Source organism: Serratia sp. CY83965 (assembly GCF_052166375.1).
Classification (GTDB): domain Bacteria; phylum Pseudomonadota; class Gammaproteobacteria; order Enterobacterales; family Enterobacteriaceae; genus Serratia; species Serratia marcescens.
On sequence record NZ_JBJNOV010000019.1, the window covers coordinates 73,710 to 88,207 of the forward strand.

Sequence of the window (14,498 nt, forward strand, 5' to 3'; positions counted from 1 at the left end):
TGATGAATAAAACTTGCGGCATTTATTGACCCGTCTCAATAAACCGTCATCTTTTTATTTCCCGTTCCTGCGTGACCACCCTCTCATTATTCAGCCAGCAAAAATGCCTTCTGCAGCCATTTATTAACAACTTTGTTAACACGCATTTTTCATCTCGCCAATTGTGAGAGAAACACAAATGGTTACCGCTCGCATTACGGCGGAATAATGTTATCGAATTGCTTTTCAGCGGAAATAAATAAAGGGAAAAAACCCTCGATATTTGCAAACGAGAAAACTTGGCTACAAATACGCAACTGATTTAACTCGCCATTCTCATTTGTTCCCCATCGCAAGCGGTGGTAAAACGTCGTTAATCAAGACAACGCCATCAAAAACTGTCGACGCCATAATAATTGGTTACAATACCCCTACTTTTTGTATTGAACGCGATAATGATAATTACTATTATTTTCGCTCACTTTATTGCATGACCTTATGGATGAATACCGCCGACGGCGTGGCATTTTCGCCGGCAACGTCCAATTATCATCAGCCCGATGTTCATCGGCACCCGGAAGGTTAATCACATGCAGCTTCAACCTAAACACACATATAAGATTATCGGCTTTTCCGGTGAAATTGCGCCGGCCTACCGCCAGAAACTGTTATCGCTCGGCATGCTGCCCGGCTCTTCGTTCGACGTGGTGCGCGTCGCGCCGCTGGGCGATCCGATAGAAATTAAAACCCGCCGCGTCAGCCTGGTGCTGCGCAGGAAGGATCTGGCGCTGCTGCAGCTCGACGGCCAGCCCTGAACCGGCACGCCTCCATTTGCCGACGCGCCCTTGCGCCGGCGCTGTTCTCCTTGAAGACGACACGCTGAACTATGAAAAAACTCACCATCGGCTTAATCGGTAACCCGAACTCCGGCAAAACCACGCTGTTCAACCAGCTGACCGGCGCACGCCAACGGGTCGGCAACTGGGCGGGCGTGACGGTCGAACGCAAAGAAGGCCATTTCACCACCCCGCAGTCCGACGTGCGGCTGGTCGATTTGCCCGGCACCTACTCCCTCACCACCATCTCGGAGCAAACCTCGCTCGATGAGCAGATCGCCTGCCACTACATTTTGAGCGGCGACGCCGATCTGCTGATCAACGTGGTCGACGCCTCCAACCTGGAGCGCAACCTCTACCTGACGCTGCAATTGCTGGAGCTGGGCATCCCCTGCATCGTGGCACTGAACATGCTCGACATCGCCAAAAGCCAGCATATCGATATCGACGTCGCCGCGCTGTCGGCGCGCCTCGGCTGCCCGGTAGTACCGATGATCTCCACCCGCGCCGACGGCATCGGCGTGCTGAAACAGATGATCGACAATCATCGCATCAACGAACAGCAGGCGCTGGTGAACTACCCGCCGTTACTGCTGAAAGCGGTCGCCACGCTGAGCGACGCCATGCCGCAAACGCTGACGGCGGTGCAACGCCGCTGGCTGGCATTGCAGATGCTGGAGGGCGACATCTACAGCCACCGGCTGGCCGGCCCCGCCGTCGCGCTGCTGCCTGCGGCCATTCAGGCGTTGCAACAGCAGCAGCAAGAAGACCCGGCGCTGGTGATCGCCGACGCGCGCTACCAGTCCATCGCCACCCTGTGCGACGCGGTCAGCAACTCGCAGCAGGCGATGCCCAACCGCCTGACCGATATGCTGGATAAAGTGATCCTCAACCGCTGGCTGGGCGTGCCGATCTTCCTGCTGGTGATGTACCTGATGTTCCTGCTGGCGATCAATATCGGCGGCGCGCTGCAGCCGATCTTCGATATCGGCTCGGCGGCGATCTTCATTCAGGGCATTCAGTGGCTGGGTTACACCCTGCACTTCCCCGACTGGTTGACCGTCTTCCTGGCGCAGGGCGTCGGCGGCGGCATCAACACCGTGCTGCCGCTGGTGCCGCAGATCGGCATGATGTACCTGTTCCTGTCGTTCCTGGAGGACTCCGGCTACATGGCGCGCGCGGCGTTCGTGATGGACCGCCTGATGCAGGCGCTCGGGCTGCCGGGCAAATCCTTCGTGCCGCTGATCGTCGGCTTCGGCTGCAATGTGCCGTCCATCATGGGTGCCCGTACGCTGGACGCCCAGCGCGAGCGCCTGATCACCATCATGATGGCGCCGTTCATGTCCTGCGGCGCCCGTCTGGCGATCTTCGCGGTGTTCGCCGCCGCCTTCTTCGGCCAGGACGGCGCTGGGGTGGTGTTCTCGCTGTACATGCTCGGCATCGCGGTGGCGATCCTGACCGGCCTGGTACTCAAATATACCCTCATGCGCGGCGAAGCCTCGCCGTTCGTCATGGAGCTGCCGGTTTACCACGTGCCGCACCTGAAAAGCCTGTTGCTGCAAACCTGGCAGCGGTTGAAAGGCTTCGTGTTGCGCGCCGGTAAGGTGATCGTGGTGGCCAGCATATTCATTGGCGGCCTGAACAGCTTCTCGTTCAGCGGCAAAACGGTCGACGACATCAACGACTCCGCACTGGCCTCGGTCTCCAAGGTGCTGACGCCGTTGCTGCAGCCGATGGGCGTCCACAGCGATAACTGGCAGGCCACCGTTGGGCTGGTGACCGGCGCGATGGCGAAAGAAGTGGTGGTCGGCACGCTGAATACGCTGTATACCGCCGAGCACATCAACAAAGAGGCGTTCGACGCCGCCAACTTCAACTTGCTCGATGAACTGGGCGGCGCGCTGCAGGAAACCTGGGACGGCCTGAAAAACACCTTTAGCCTGAGCGTGCTGTCCAACCCGATCGAAGCCAGCAAGGGCGACGGTGAGATGGGCGTCGGTTCGATGGGCGTGATGAGCAGCAAATTCGGCTCCGGCATCTCCGCCTACAGCTACCTGATCTTCGTGCTGCTGTATGTGCCTTGCGTTTCGGTGATGGGCGCCATCGCCCGCGAATCGAGCCGCGGCTGGATGACCTTCTCTATCCTGTGGGGGCTGAACGTGGCCTACTCGCTGGCGACGCTGTTCTATCAGGCGGCCACCTTCAACCAACATCCGCAGTACAGCCTGACGGCGATCCTGGCGGTGGTGCTGGTAAACCTGCTGGTGCTGTTCGGCCTGCGCCGGGCGCGCAGCCGCGTCACGGTTCGCCTGGGCAACGCCACGCCGGCGGCCTGCTGTCAGGGCGCCAAAGGGAGCTGCCACTGATGGCCGGGCTGCTGCAGGTGCGCGATGCGTTGGCGCTGCGCGGCAGCGCCCAGGCGCAGCAGCTCAGCCAATCGCTGGCGACGCCGCTGCCGCTGGTGCAGGCGATGCTGGACCGTTTGACGGCGATGGGGAAAGTGGAACGCATCGAACAGGATGACGGCGCCTGTCTGAGCGGCGGCTGCAAAAGCTGCCCGCAGGGCCAGGGGTGCAGCACGGTGTTCTACCGGCTGAAGGCCTGACGATCAGGGGCGCCGCTGCGGGCGCCCCTTTGCCGTTCAAGGCTTATTGCTTGTCTTTGTAAACTTCGGCGATGGCGCTGAATTTACCGTGTTCGCGGCCCGCCAGGATCACGTAGTATTGACCGCCCTTTTCGTCCGCCAGTTTGGACAGCTCTTCCTTGGCGTCCATCGGTGACGTGGTTTCCGCCGTCGTGGTGACGGTGCCGATCTTCTCGTATTTACCCGGATTCTTATCCAGATCTTCCTTGGTCAGCAGGGTTGCCGCCATGGAGCCGAAAGACACCGAACCCAGCACTGCCGCTGCAATAATCATCTTCAATGATTTCATGACACTAACCTCTCAATGGATAATTTATCTGTTATGAAAGCCGTCCAGGATCCATGCGTAGTACCGCAGGCTGCCGCGACATCCTCAGGCCTCGTTGCTTTCCCTGACGGGGCCTGTTTCCCAGAGACGAAACGCCAAAATGAAAATCGCCGCACGCGGTCTTTTCATTTTGCAGCCAACGCATTGACTCACTAAGTATTGAACAGCTTTGTCTTTTATCCACCCGGCGGCGTTTTTTTTCGCGCTCTATCGTGCGTTTTCCCGCTGCATTCAATGTGCTGCAATAAACGCTTCGATCATCGTCACAAATTCATCGGGATGAGAGATAAACGGCGCATGGGCGGCTTTGGCCACGATCTGCGACGTGGAGTTCGGCCAGGCGGCGTCGAGCAGCTCGGCGACCTTGCGCGGCACCAGCCCGTCCAGATATCCGTAGATCCGCAGCAGCGGCAGATTCAACTCCGCCAGCGGCGCGCGCAGATCGGCGGTGCGCAGGATCTCCAGCCCGCCGTTCAGTACCTCGACGCTCGGCGTCGGTTGGTTGAGCACTACCGCTTTCAGCTGGCGCGCATCCTGACGCGCGCTCTCGGTGCCCAGCGTCTGCAGCGCCAGAAAACGCTCGACGGTGCGCTGGAAATCCAGGCTTAGCTGGTGCTGGAAACCGCTCAGCACATCCGGACGGATCCCCGGCCACGCATCGCGGGCGGCAAAGCACGGCGAAGAGGCCACGGTGATGAGCCCGCTGACCCGCTGCGGCTGCATCAGCGCCGCCTGGCTGGCCACCAGTCCGCCGAGCGACCAGCCGAGCCACCAGGCCTGCGGCGGGGCAGCCGCCAGCACGATTTCCGTCATCTGCTCCAGCGACAGGGCGCCGAACCCCTGGCTGCGGCCGTACCCCGGCAGATCGACCAGGTGCAGGCGAAAATGCGGCGTCAGCCGCGCCTGAATGCAACGCCACACTTCGGCGTTCAATCCCCAGCCGTGCAGCAGCACAAGATCGCGTTCGCCTTCGCCTATTGTTTGCCAGTACAGCGCTGTCATTGGTTATTGTCCTTTCATACTTACCCGTCTCGGAGACGCTATGCTATCAATCCGCAGCCGCTGTTGGCTATGCCGACAACCGTTGAGCCTGATGCGTCATGGCATCTGCAGTTGCTGCCTGCGCCATCTGCCGGCCCACCCGCCGTGTTGCCCGCGCTGCGGATTGCCCGCCGGGAAGGCGCGAACGCCCTGCGGCCGCTGCCTGCAACGGCCGCCGCCCTGGCAACGGCTGGTGTTCGTCGGCGACTACGCTGCGCCCCTCAGCCAACTGGTAAAAAGGTTCAAGTTCCACCGCGCGCCCGAGCTCGCGCCGACGCTGGCGCGCCTGATGCTGTTGCGGTGGCAGCAGGCGCGCAGAGAGCAGTATCTGAACAGACCCGACCTGATTTTAGCGGTACCCTTGCATGCATCACGCTGCTGGCGCCGTGGCTATAACCAGAGCGATCTGCTGGCGCGGCCGCTGGCGCGCTGGCTGGGCTGCGCCTATCAGCCCGCCGCCTTGCGCCGGGTGCGCAAAACCGCCCTGCAACAGCGGCTGAGCGCCTCTGCCCGCAGACGCAATCTGCAGCGCGCGTTCGCCTGTACCGTGCCGGTCGCCGGCCGGCATATCGCCTTGGTGGATGACGTGGTGACCACCGGCAGCACCGTCGCGGCGATCGCGGCGCTGCTGCGGCGGCAAGGCGCCGCCTCGGTGCAGATATGGTGCGTTTGCCGCACGTTGTAGTGCCACGGCAATGGGCGTATTATAACCGACTATAGAAGTCAACTATTGAGCTAATGCTATGATCCGTATAACAGATGCTGCACAGGAACACTTTGCCAAACTGCTGGCAAATCAAGAAGAAGGCACCCAAATCCGCGTATTCGTGATCAACCCGGGCACGCCGACGGCCGAATGCGGTGTCTCTTATTGCCCGCCGGACGCGGTAGAAGCGACGGATACCGAACTGAAGTTCGACAAACTGTCCGCCTATGTCGATGAGCTGAGCGCGCCGTATCTGGAAGACGCCGAAATCGACTTCGTGACCGACCAGCTGGGTTCTCAGCTGACGCTGAAAGCGCCGAACGCCAAGATGCGCAAGGTCGATGACGACGCGCCGCTGATGGAGCGCGTGGAGTACGTGCTGCAGTCGCAGATCAACCCACAGCTGGCGGGCCACGGCGGCCGCGTAACGCTGATGGAGATCACCGACGACAACATGGCTATTCTGCAGTTCGGCGGCGGTTGCAACGGCTGTTCGATGGTCGACGTCACGCTGAAAGAAGGCATCGAGAAAGAGCTGCTGCAGAAATTCCCGGAGCTGAAGGGCGTACGTGACCTGACCGAGCACCAGCGCGGCGAGCACTCCTACTACTGATACCCTTCTTACTTGAAGTTGCAGCGTTGTTGGCCGCATGCGCGCACCCCAGTCACTTACTTAAGTAAGCTCCTGGGGATTTACGCACTTGCCGCCTAGCTGCAACGCCAATTAATTCGGGTATCCGTCATTTGGATGGGACTAAAGTTCTCGTCCTTTGACCTAATACAACGACACCTCATCGTCACCCCACCGAAACCTTGCGTCGGCGCTTGTCCAAATCCTTCAGCAGCCGGTTTATCCGCGGGTCGGCGAACATCTCCTCCAGCGTCCGGGTCAGCTTGCGCCGCCAGTTAGGGTACTGATCGCTGGTGCCGGGAATGTTGACCGGATCCGCCATATCCAGCCAGTCTTCCGGCTGCAGGCCGAGCAAGGCGCTGGCGCTGTCGGCGACATAACGCTGCAGGCCGCGGTTGAGCAGCGGGCTCATGCCGAGCAGCGCCGCCTTCTTGCCCACCTTCTGCGGCACGCAGCCATAGCGATGCAATCCGTCCAGCAATCCCTGCTTGGCGCGTTCCCGATCGGCGAACAGCGCCCGCAGGATTTCCGCGTCCGGGTAAAGACCCAGCCGGTTGCCGAGCGTCAGGTCGTCGCTTTGCCAGTAGCCGCGCAGCGTCGGCAGATCGTGGGTGGTGATGGTCGCCATCGCCTGCACCGGGTAGGCCTGCGGCGCGCGGAAATGGTGTTCGCCGTCGCTTTCGAAATAGAGCACTTTGTAGGAATAGACGCCGCTGTCGCGCAGCTTGCCGACGATTTCCACCGGCACCGTGCCGAGATCCTCACCGATCACCATGCAGCGGTGGCGCTGGCTTTCCAGCGCCAGCACCGCCAGCAGATCGTCCACCGGGTATTTGACGTAGGCGCCGCGATCGGCGGTTTCGCCATACGGGATCCACCACAGCCGCAACAGCGCCATGACGTGATCGATGCGCAGCGCGCCGCAGCTGGTCATGTTGGCGCGCAAAAGATCAATGAACGGCTGATACCCGCGCGCCGCCATCACGTGCGGATCCATCGGCGGCAGGCCCCAGTTTTGCCCCAGCGGCCCCAGAATATCCGGCGGCGCCCCGACCGACGCTTTCAGGCAGTACAGCTCACGGTCACACCAGGTTTCCGCCCCGCCTTCCGCCACCCCGACCGCCAGATCGCGATACAGGCCAATCGGCATCTGCTGCTGTTGACTCTGGTCAAAACACTGCGCGAACTGCGTGCCCGCCAGCCATTGCAGCCACAAATAAAAGCGAACCGCGTCCTGATGTTCAGCGCAGAACTGCCGCACCGCTTCGCTCTGCCCCTGCCGATAACGTTCGGGCCAGGCCGGCCAGCCCCACTGGCTGGCGTCTTTGGCCGTCAGATGGGCGTGCAGCGCATCAAACGCCGCCTGCTGATACAGGCTGTCGCCGCCCTCAGCCACAAACAGCTCGAACGCCTGACGCTGCGCGTCGTTCGGCTGGCGCGCCTGAAACAGCGGGAACGCCAGCTTCAGCGCCGCCAGCTTCAGCTGCATCACGGCGGTGTAATCCACCCACTCCGCGGCGCGCGCCCTGGCCAGCTGCTTCTGCGTCGCCGGCTTCTGCCACCAGCGCTGCGCCGCGTCGCTGCGCTGGAAATCCTCCACCGCGTTGACGTCGATATACGCCAGATTCAGCCAGCGGCGCGACGAGGGGCTGTAAGGGCTGGCGCTCTCCGGGTTGGCCGGATACAGCGCATGGATCGGATTGAGGCCGACGAAGGCACCGCCGCGTTCCCCCACCTGCTCCACCATCAGGCGCAGATCGCCGAAATCGCCGATGCCCCAGTTGCGATCGGAACGCAGCGTATACAGCTGAACGCAGGCGCCCCACAGTTTCTTGCCGGTCAGCAAGGCGTCCGGCTCGAAGCAGCGCCTCGGCGCGACGATCACGCGGCATGACCACTGCCGCACGCCCTGGCTCAGCGTCAATTGATGGTAGCCCGCCGGCAAATCGCCGGGCAACGTCAGGGTCTTGCGCGCGCCGACGCGCCCCTGCAGGCATTCGCCGTCTTCACGCTGCAGCGCCCACAGGTACTCGCCTTCACCCGCCGGGGTCAACGCCAGCGGCGCGCCCTGATAGAACACCTTGACCGCCGGTAACGGCGACGCCGCGTCGTCCTGCGCGGCATCGGCCCGATTCATGGCCGCCAACAGCTTGCGCTTGGTCTCCGGTTCAATCGCCTGCCGCTTGCCGTGGGCATTGATGAAATCGGCAGCGATCCCCGCCTGCGCTGCCGCCTGATCGATACGCTTGCGATCCATTCGCTCTCCTTAACGTTTGGCTTGCCAGATGCGCTGCTGATAATCGCGGATCGAGCGATCCGAGCTGAACATGCCGACGCGCGCGGTGTTAAGGATAGTCCGCCGCGTCCACTCGTCCCGATCGCGATACAGTTCATCGACCCGGCGCTGCGCCTGGCAGTACGAGGCAAAGTCCGCCAGCACCAGGTAGGGATCGCCGCCTTCCAGCAGGCTGTGCAGCATCATGTCGAACGCGTGCTTGTCGCCGTGGCTGAAGGCGCCGCTCGCCAGCTCGTCCAGAATCGCCTTCAGGTGCTTGTCTTTCTTGCGGTAGCTGAGCGGATCGTAACCCTTCGCCACTATCGCCTTCACCTGCTCCACGGTATTGCCGAAGATAAAGATATTGTCTTCGCCCACCTGCTCGGCGATTTCGACGTTGGCGCCGTCCAGCGTGCCGACCGTCAGCGCGCCGTTCAACGCCAGCTTCATGTTGCCGGTGCCGGAGGCCTCTTTGCCGGCGGTGGAGATCTGTTCGGAGATATCCGCCGCCGGGATCATCAGTTCGGCCACCGAGACGCGGTAGTCAGGGATGAACGCCACTTTCAGGCGATCTTTCACCAACGGATCGTTGTTGATCTTCTCGGCCGCCTGATTGATGGCGTAGATGATGTTCTTCGCCAGGTAGTAGCCCGGCGCCGCCTTGGCGCCGAACAGGAAGACGCGCGGCACGATGTCCAGGTTGGGGTTGTCGCGCAGCTGGCGATACAGCGACAGGATGTGCAGCAGGTTCAGGTGCTGACGTTTGTATTCATGCAGGCGTTTGATCTGCACGTCGAAGATCGCGTCCGGGTCGAGCGTCAACCCCATCACGCCGTGCACGTAATGGGCCAGCGCCACCTTGTTGTCGCGTTTGATCTGCTGATAACGCTGGCGGAACGCCGCGTCGTCGGCGAATTTTTCCAGCCCGCGCAGCGCGTCGAGATCGCTCGCCCACTCCACCTTCAGCGTCTCGTCGATCAGGCCCGACAGCGCCGGGTTGCACTGTTTCAGCCAGCGGCGCGGCGTGATGCCGTTAGTGACGTTATGGAATTTGTTCGGCCACAGCTGGTGATATTCCGGGAACAGATCTTTCACCACCAGATCCGAGTGCAGCTGCGCTACGCCGTTGACCGCAAAGCCGCTGACCACGCACAGGTTGGCCATGCGCACCTGCTTGTTGTGGTGCACCGCCAGTTTGGCCCACACCGCCTCGTCGCCCGGCCAATGCTTATCCACCAATTTTTTAAACCTGGCGTTGATTTGTTTGATGATGGAGAAATGGCGCGGCAGCAGGCTGCGCACCAATTTTTCATCCCAGCATTCCAGCGCTTCCGGCATCAGGGTGTGGTTGGTATAGGCGAAGGTGTTGCTGGTGATCGCCCAGGCCGCCTCCCACTCCAGCTGGTGTTCGTCCAGCAGAATGCGCAGCATTTCCGGAATGGCGATGGTCGGGTGGGTGTCGTTCAGCTGGATCACTTCGTACTTCGGCAGCTCTTCAATCTTGCGGCCGGCCTGATGGTGCTTGCGCAAAATGTCCGCCACCGAGCAGGCGCACTGGAAATACTGCTGCATCAGGCGCAGGCGCTTGCCGGCCTGATGGTTGTCGTTCGGGTAGAGCACCTTGGTCAGCTTGTCGGCTTCTACGCCCTGCTTCTCCGCCTGCAGGAATTTGCCGTCGTTGAAATCGCTCAGGTTGAACGGATGCTGATGGGTCGCCTGCCACAGGCGCAGCGGCTGCGCCACGCCGTTGCGATACCCCAGCACCGGCAGATCCCAGGCTTCGCCGCGCAGGGTGAAGGCGGGGCGCCACAGTTCGCGGCCGTCGGCCTGCTTTTCCAGCTTGCCGCCGATGCCCACGTCCACCGCCAGCGCGGCGTTGTGGCGGAACCACGGGTAGCTCTCGCGCTGCCAGTTATCCGGCGCCTCTTGCTGTTGCCCACCCTGGAACGACTGGCGGAACAGCCCGTACTGGTAATTCAGCCCATAGCCGGTGGCCGGTTGTTCCACCGTCGCCATCGAGTCGAGGAAACAGGCCGCCAGCCGCCCCAACCCGCCGTTGCCCAGCGCCGGATCGGTTTCCTGCTCCAGCAGATCCGCCAACTTGACGTTCTGCTCGGCCAGCGCCTGCTCGACGGTGTCGTACCAGCCCAGGTTGATCAGGTTGTTCGCCGTCAGCCGGCCGATCAGAAACTCCATCGAGATGTAGTTCACGTGGCGCAGCGGTTTGGCGCTTTTGCGCGGTGCCGGCTGCGCGGCCAACTGCTCGGCCAGCGCCGCACTGACGGCTTCCCACCATTGATGTTGCGTCATCTGCTGTGCGGAACTGAGGCCGAACCGTTGCCACTGACGGGCGAGCGCCGCCAGAAAAGCATCCTTCTTGAGCGTAGGCTGTGACATAAGGAAAACTCTCTATCCAGTAAGTGGGTCAAATTGCCGCTATCGTGCCGGTGAGAAAGCCTGACGGCATCATCCCGCCTGGGGATTAGCTGGGGAGGAGGATTGGGGCGTAGCTGGAATTGTGATCTCAGGCACTGTTTGACTCCCTTGCAACGATGCAAAAAAGCCCGCCAACGCGTGCGGCGAGCACTGAGAACGTTAACCATGACGTTAGCACAAGTATTCGCGCTGCTGAAGTTTTGTCCATGGCCGGAAATGCGATCCGCAACCGTATCGTCGCGCGCCGGCGCCAAACGTAAAAAAGTGTGATCGATAGCAACTTAACTCCAAGCCGATGCGGAAGCTTGTTGCAATACGTTTAGGGTTGGCAGAAGTTAGGGGGAGCTATTAATTACGAACCATAAAATAATTAGCGCCACTCCAATCCCGGCGGGAACCGCGATTTATACCCTGGAATACTATGCTGATCCCATCAAAACTGAGCCGCCCGGTACGGCTGCAAAATACCGTGATCCGCGATCGCCTGCTGGCCAAACTGGCCAGCGCGGGCAACTATCGCCTGACACTGGTCAATTGCCCGGCGGGATACGGGAAAACCACGCTGATCGCCCAATGGGCAGCCGGCAAGGCCGATCTGGGCTGGTATTCCCTGGATGAGAGCGACAACCAGCCGGAGCGCTTCGCCAGCTACCTGATCGCCGCGCTGCAGCAGGCCAGCGGCGGCCGCTGCGTCAAGAGCGAGGCGCTGAGCCAGAAACACCAGTACGCCAGCCTGTCGGCGCTGTTCGCCCAACTGTTTATCGAGCTGGCCGACTGGCATCAACCGCTGTACCTGGTGATCGACGACTATCACCTGATCACCAACGACGCCATTCACGAAGCCATGCGCTTTTTCCTGCGCCATCAGCCGGAAAACCTGACGCTGATCCTGCTCTCGCGCACCTTGCCGCCGCTCGGCATCGCCAACCTGCGGGTGCGCGATCAGCTGTTGGAAATGGGCACGCAGCAGCTGGCGTTCACCCACCAGGAGGCCAAACAGTTCTTCGATTGCCGTCTGGCGGCGCCAATGGAACAGCAGGACAGCAGCCGCCTGTGCGACGAAGTCGAAGGCTGGGCCACCGCGCTGCAGCTGATCGCGCTGTCGGCCCGCCAATCCGCCTCCTCGGCTCAGCTGTCGGCCAAACGGCTGGCGGGGCTGAACGCCAGTCACCTGTCCGACTATCTGGTGGACGAAGTGCTGGACCACGTCGATGCCGATGCGCGCGCTTTCCTGCTGCGCTGTTCGGTGCTGCGCTCGATGAACGACGCGCTGATCGTGCGGCTGACCGGCGAAGACAACGGCCAGCAACGGCTGGAGGAACTGGAACGCCAGGGGCTGTTTATCCACCGCATGGACGACACCGGCGAATGGTTCAACTTCCATCCGCTGTTCGCCTCTTTCCTGCGCCAGCGTTGCCAGTGGGAACTGGCGCTGGAGCTGCCGGGGCTGCATCGCGCCGCCGCCGAGGGCTGGCTGGCGTTGGGGTATCCGGCGGAGGCCATTCACCACGCGTTGGCGGCCAGCGACGTCAGCATGCTGCGCGATATCCTGCTGCAACACGCCTGGTCGCTGTTCCACCACAGCGAACTGGCCTTGCTGGAGGAGTGCCTCAACGCGCTGCCCTATGAGCGCCTGATCCAGAACCCCAAACTGGCGCTGCTGCAGGCCTGGCTGGCGCAGAGCCAGCACCGCTACGGCGAGGTCAACACCCTGCTGGAGCGCGCCGAGCGCACCATGCGCGAACAGAAAATTGAGATAGACCAAACGCTGCACGCCGAGTTCGACGCCCTGCGCGCCCAGGTGGCGATCAACGCCGGCAAACCGGAAGAGGCCGAACGGCTGGCGACCGAAGCGTTGAAATTCCTGCCGCTGTCCAGCTACTACAGCCGCATCGTCGCCACCTCGGTGACCGGCGAAGTGCACCACTGCAAGGGCGAACTGGCGCGCGCGCTGCCGATGATGCAGCAGACCGAGCAGATGGCGCGTCGTCATCAGGCCAACCATTACGCGCTCTGGGCGCTGCTGCAGCAGAGCGAAATCCTTATCGCCCAAGGCTTCCTGCAGGCCGCTTACGAAACCCAGGATAAGGCGTTCGAACTGATCCGCGAGCAGCACCTGGAACAGCTGCCGATGCACGAATTTCTGCTGCGCATCCGCGCCCAGATCCTGTGGTCATGGTCACGGTTGGACGAAGCGGAAGACGCGGCGCGCGCCGGGCTGAAAATTCTGGCCAACTACCAACCGCAGCAGCAGCTGCAGTGCATCGCCATGTTGGCCAAATGCTCGCTGGCGCGCGGCGATCTGGACAACGCCAATACCCATCTGCAGCGCTGCGAAACCCTGCTGCACGGCGCCCACTATCATCGCGACTGGCTGACCAACACCGACAAGTCGCGGGTGATCCACTGGCAGATGACCGGCGACACCGCCGCCGCCGCCCAGTGGCTGCGCCACACCGAAAAACCCGGCATGGCGGACAACCACTTCACGCAGGGCCAATGGCGCAACATCGCGCGGGTGCAAATCCTGCTCGGCCAGTATGAAGAGGCCGGCGTGGTGCTGGATGAACTGAACGAAAACGCTCGTCGCCTGCGGCTGGTGAGCGATCTCAACCGCAACCTGCTGCTCAGCAACCAGCTCTACTGGCTGCTGGAGCGCAAGGGCGAAGCGCAGCAGGCGCTGATCGAAGCGCTGTCGCTGGCTAACCGCACCGGCTTTATCAGCCACTTCGTCATCGAAGGCGAAGCGATGGCGCAACAGCTGCGTCAGCTGATCCAGCTCAACACGCTGCCGGAGCTGGAGCAGCATCGCGCCCAGCGTATCCTGCGCGACATCAACCAGCATCATCGGCACAAGTTCGCGCATTTCGACGAGAACTTCGTCGATAAGCTGCTGACCCACCCGCAGGTGCCGGAACTGATCCGCACCAGCCCGCTCACCCAACGCGAATGGCAGGTGCTGGGGCTGATCTATTCCGGTTACAGCAACGACCAGATCGCCGGCGAGCTGGACGTGGCGGCCACCACCATCAAGACGCACATCCGCAACCTGTATCAGAAACTGGGCGTGGCCCATCGCCAGGAGGCGGTGCAGCAGGCGCAGCAACTGCTGAAGATGATGGGCTACGGCGCGTAAAAACCCTGATGTCCCTCTGGTCTTAAACGCCGCAGAGTTGGTTACAATAGCGGCGTCCCCCTATTACGAGGCAGTCAGCAGTATGGAACAGTTCGAAGCGATCAACGTTGAGCAGGCGTACACCCGCTGGAAAGAGGGCAGCGCCGCCCTGGTCGACATCCGCGATCCGCAAAGTTTTGAAGCCGGGCATACGCCGGGCGCCTTTCACCTCACCAACGCCACCCTGTCGGCCTTTATGCAGCAAAACGACTTCGAGCGGCCGGTGATGGTGATGTGCTACCACGGCAACAGCAGCCGCAGCGCGGCACAGTACCTGCTGCACCAGGGGTTCGACGCGGTCTACAGCATCGACGGCGGTTTCGAGGCCTGGGCCCGCCAGTATCCGCAAGACGTGGAAACCTCTGCCTGATCCCCGCCGCCCGCCGCGCGTCGGCGGGCTTCCCCTTCGTTTTTATGCGCGTTTTCGCGGGTTTTTCGCAGATCCGT

Annotated in this window: 11 protein-coding genes; 7 read left to right on the plus strand and 4 right to left on the minus strand. The window is 61.7% G+C overall.

What is annotated here, in order from left to right; all coding sequences use genetic code 11:
• Nucleotides 1–569 precede the first annotated feature (569 nt).
• The 3 genes from feoA (at nt 570) to ACJ8PL_RS23870 (ending at nt 3,420) form a co-directional block, all read left to right on the plus strand.
• Nucleotides 570–794 (plus strand): ferrous iron transporter A, encoded by a 225-nt coding sequence (gene feoA / locus ACJ8PL_RS23860; protein ID WP_028127609.1) that lies wholly within the window; start codon nt 570–572, stop codon nt 792–794.
• A 71-nt stretch (nt 795–865) separates the two neighbouring features.
• Nucleotides 866–3,181, plus strand: a complete 2,316-nt coding sequence (gene feoB / locus ACJ8PL_RS23865; protein WP_442531427.1) for a Fe(2+) transporter permease subunit FeoB — start codon at nt 866–868, stop codon at nt 3,179–3,181.
• Nucleotides 3,181–3,420, plus strand: coding sequence for a FeoC-like transcriptional regulator (locus ACJ8PL_RS23870; RefSeq protein ID WP_004930758.1), 240 nt, complete (start codon nt 3,181–3,183; stop codon nt 3,418–3,420). The genes feoB and ACJ8PL_RS23870 overlap by 1 nt, the downstream gene beginning before the upstream one ends.
• 43 nt (nt 3,421–3,463) lie before the next feature.
• Here the strand turns inward: ACJ8PL_RS23870 and ACJ8PL_RS23875 are convergent, their stop codons facing one another.
• Together ACJ8PL_RS23875 and bioH are read right to left on the minus strand one after the other, a co-directional pair.
• Nucleotides 3,464–3,748 (minus strand): YdgH/BhsA/McbA-like domain containing protein, encoded by a 285-nt coding sequence (locus ACJ8PL_RS23875; protein ID WP_004930765.1) that lies wholly within the window; start codon nt 3,746–3,748, stop codon nt 3,464–3,466.
• Nucleotides 3,749–4,018: 270 nt separating this feature from the next.
• Nucleotides 4,019–4,789, minus strand: coding sequence for a pimeloyl-ACP methyl ester esterase BioH (bioH, locus tag ACJ8PL_RS23880; RefSeq protein ID WP_016930386.1), 771 nt, complete (start codon nt 4,787–4,789; stop codon nt 4,019–4,021).
• 40 nt (nt 4,790–4,829) lie between these two features.
• Between bioH and gntX the strand changes: the two genes are divergently transcribed.
• Together gntX and nfuA are read left to right on the plus strand one after the other, a co-directional pair.
• The gene (gene gntX, locus ACJ8PL_RS23885; protein ID WP_028128296.1) at nt 4,830–5,513 is read left to right on the plus strand and encodes a DNA utilization protein GntX; all 684 of its coding nucleotides are present in this window, start codon (nt 4,830–4,832) and stop codon (nt 5,511–5,513) included.
• 58 nt (nt 5,514–5,571) lie between these two features.
• The gene (gene nfuA, locus ACJ8PL_RS23890) at nt 5,572–6,147 is read left to right on the plus strand and encodes a Fe-S biogenesis protein NfuA (protein WP_004930777.1); all 576 of its coding nucleotides are present in this window, start codon (nt 5,572–5,574) and stop codon (nt 6,145–6,147) included.
• A 184-nt stretch (nt 6,148–6,331) separates the two neighbouring features.
• On the opposite strand, the gene malQ is transcribed toward nfuA, so the two are convergent.
• Nucleotides 6,332–8,422 (minus strand): 4-alpha-glucanotransferase, encoded by a 2,091-nt coding sequence (gene malQ, locus ACJ8PL_RS23895; RefSeq protein WP_442531428.1) that lies wholly within the window; start codon nt 8,420–8,422, stop codon nt 6,332–6,334.
• Between the two features lie 9 nt (nt 8,423–8,431).
• Nucleotides 8,432–10,837: a maltodextrin phosphorylase gene (malP, locus tag ACJ8PL_RS23900; RefSeq protein ID WP_046687935.1), complete on the minus strand. Its 2,406-nt coding sequence runs from the start codon at nt 10,835–10,837 to the stop codon at nt 8,432–8,434.
• Nucleotides 10,838–11,297: 460 nt separating this feature from the next.
• On the opposite strand from malP, the gene malT reads away from it, so the two are divergent.
• On the plus strand, nt 11,298–14,012 hold the full coding sequence (malT, locus tag ACJ8PL_RS23905; RefSeq protein ID WP_016930390.1) for an HTH-type transcriptional regulator MalT: 2,715 nt from the start codon (nt 11,298–11,300) through the stop codon (nt 14,010–14,012).
• Between the two features lie 82 nt (nt 14,013–14,094).
• Nucleotides 14,095–14,421 (plus strand): thiosulfate sulfurtransferase GlpE, encoded by a 327-nt coding sequence (gene glpE / locus ACJ8PL_RS23910; RefSeq protein WP_004930790.1) that lies wholly within the window; start codon nt 14,095–14,097, stop codon nt 14,419–14,421.
• Nucleotides 14,422–14,498: the final 77 nt, after the last annotated feature.

Excerpts from the sequence above, each read along its gene's own strand:
- malT (WP_016930390.1), top strand. The coding sequence starts at position 11,298 with ATGCTGATCCCATCAAAACTGAGCCGCCCGGTACGGCTGCAAAATACC.
- nfuA (WP_004930777.1), top strand. The coding sequence starts at position 5,572 with ATGATCCGTATAACAGATGCTGCACAGGAACACTTTGCCAAACTGCTG.
- malP (WP_046687935.1), bottom strand. The coding sequence starts at position 10,837 with ATGTCACAGCCTACGCTCAAGAAGGATGCTTTTCTGGCGGCGCTCGCC.
- glpE (WP_004930790.1), top strand. The coding sequence starts at position 14,095 with ATGGAACAGTTCGAAGCGATCAACGTTGAGCAGGCGTACACCCGCTGG.
- feoB (WP_442531427.1), top strand. The coding sequence starts at position 866 with ATGAAAAAACTCACCATCGGCTTAATCGGTAACCCGAACTCCGGCAAA.
- feoA (WP_028127609.1), top strand. The coding sequence starts at position 570 with ATGCAGCTTCAACCTAAACACACATATAAGATTATCGGCTTTTCCGGT.
- gntX (WP_028128296.1), top strand. The coding sequence starts at position 4,830 with ATGCTATCAATCCGCAGCCGCTGTTGGCTATGCCGACAACCGTTGAGC.
- malQ (WP_442531428.1), bottom strand. The coding sequence starts at position 8,422 with ATGGATCGCAAGCGTATCGATCAGGCGGCAGCGCAGGCGGGGATCGCT.
- bioH (WP_016930386.1), bottom strand. The coding sequence starts at position 4,789 with ATGACAGCGCTGTACTGGCAAACAATAGGCGAAGGCGAACGCGATCTT.
- ACJ8PL_RS23875 (WP_004930765.1), bottom strand. The coding sequence starts at position 3,748 with ATGAAATCATTGAAGATGATTATTGCAGCGGCAGTGCTGGGTTCGGTG.
- ACJ8PL_RS23870 (WP_004930758.1), top strand. The coding sequence starts at position 3,181 with ATGGCCGGGCTGCTGCAGGTGCGCGATGCGTTGGCGCTGCGCGGCAGC.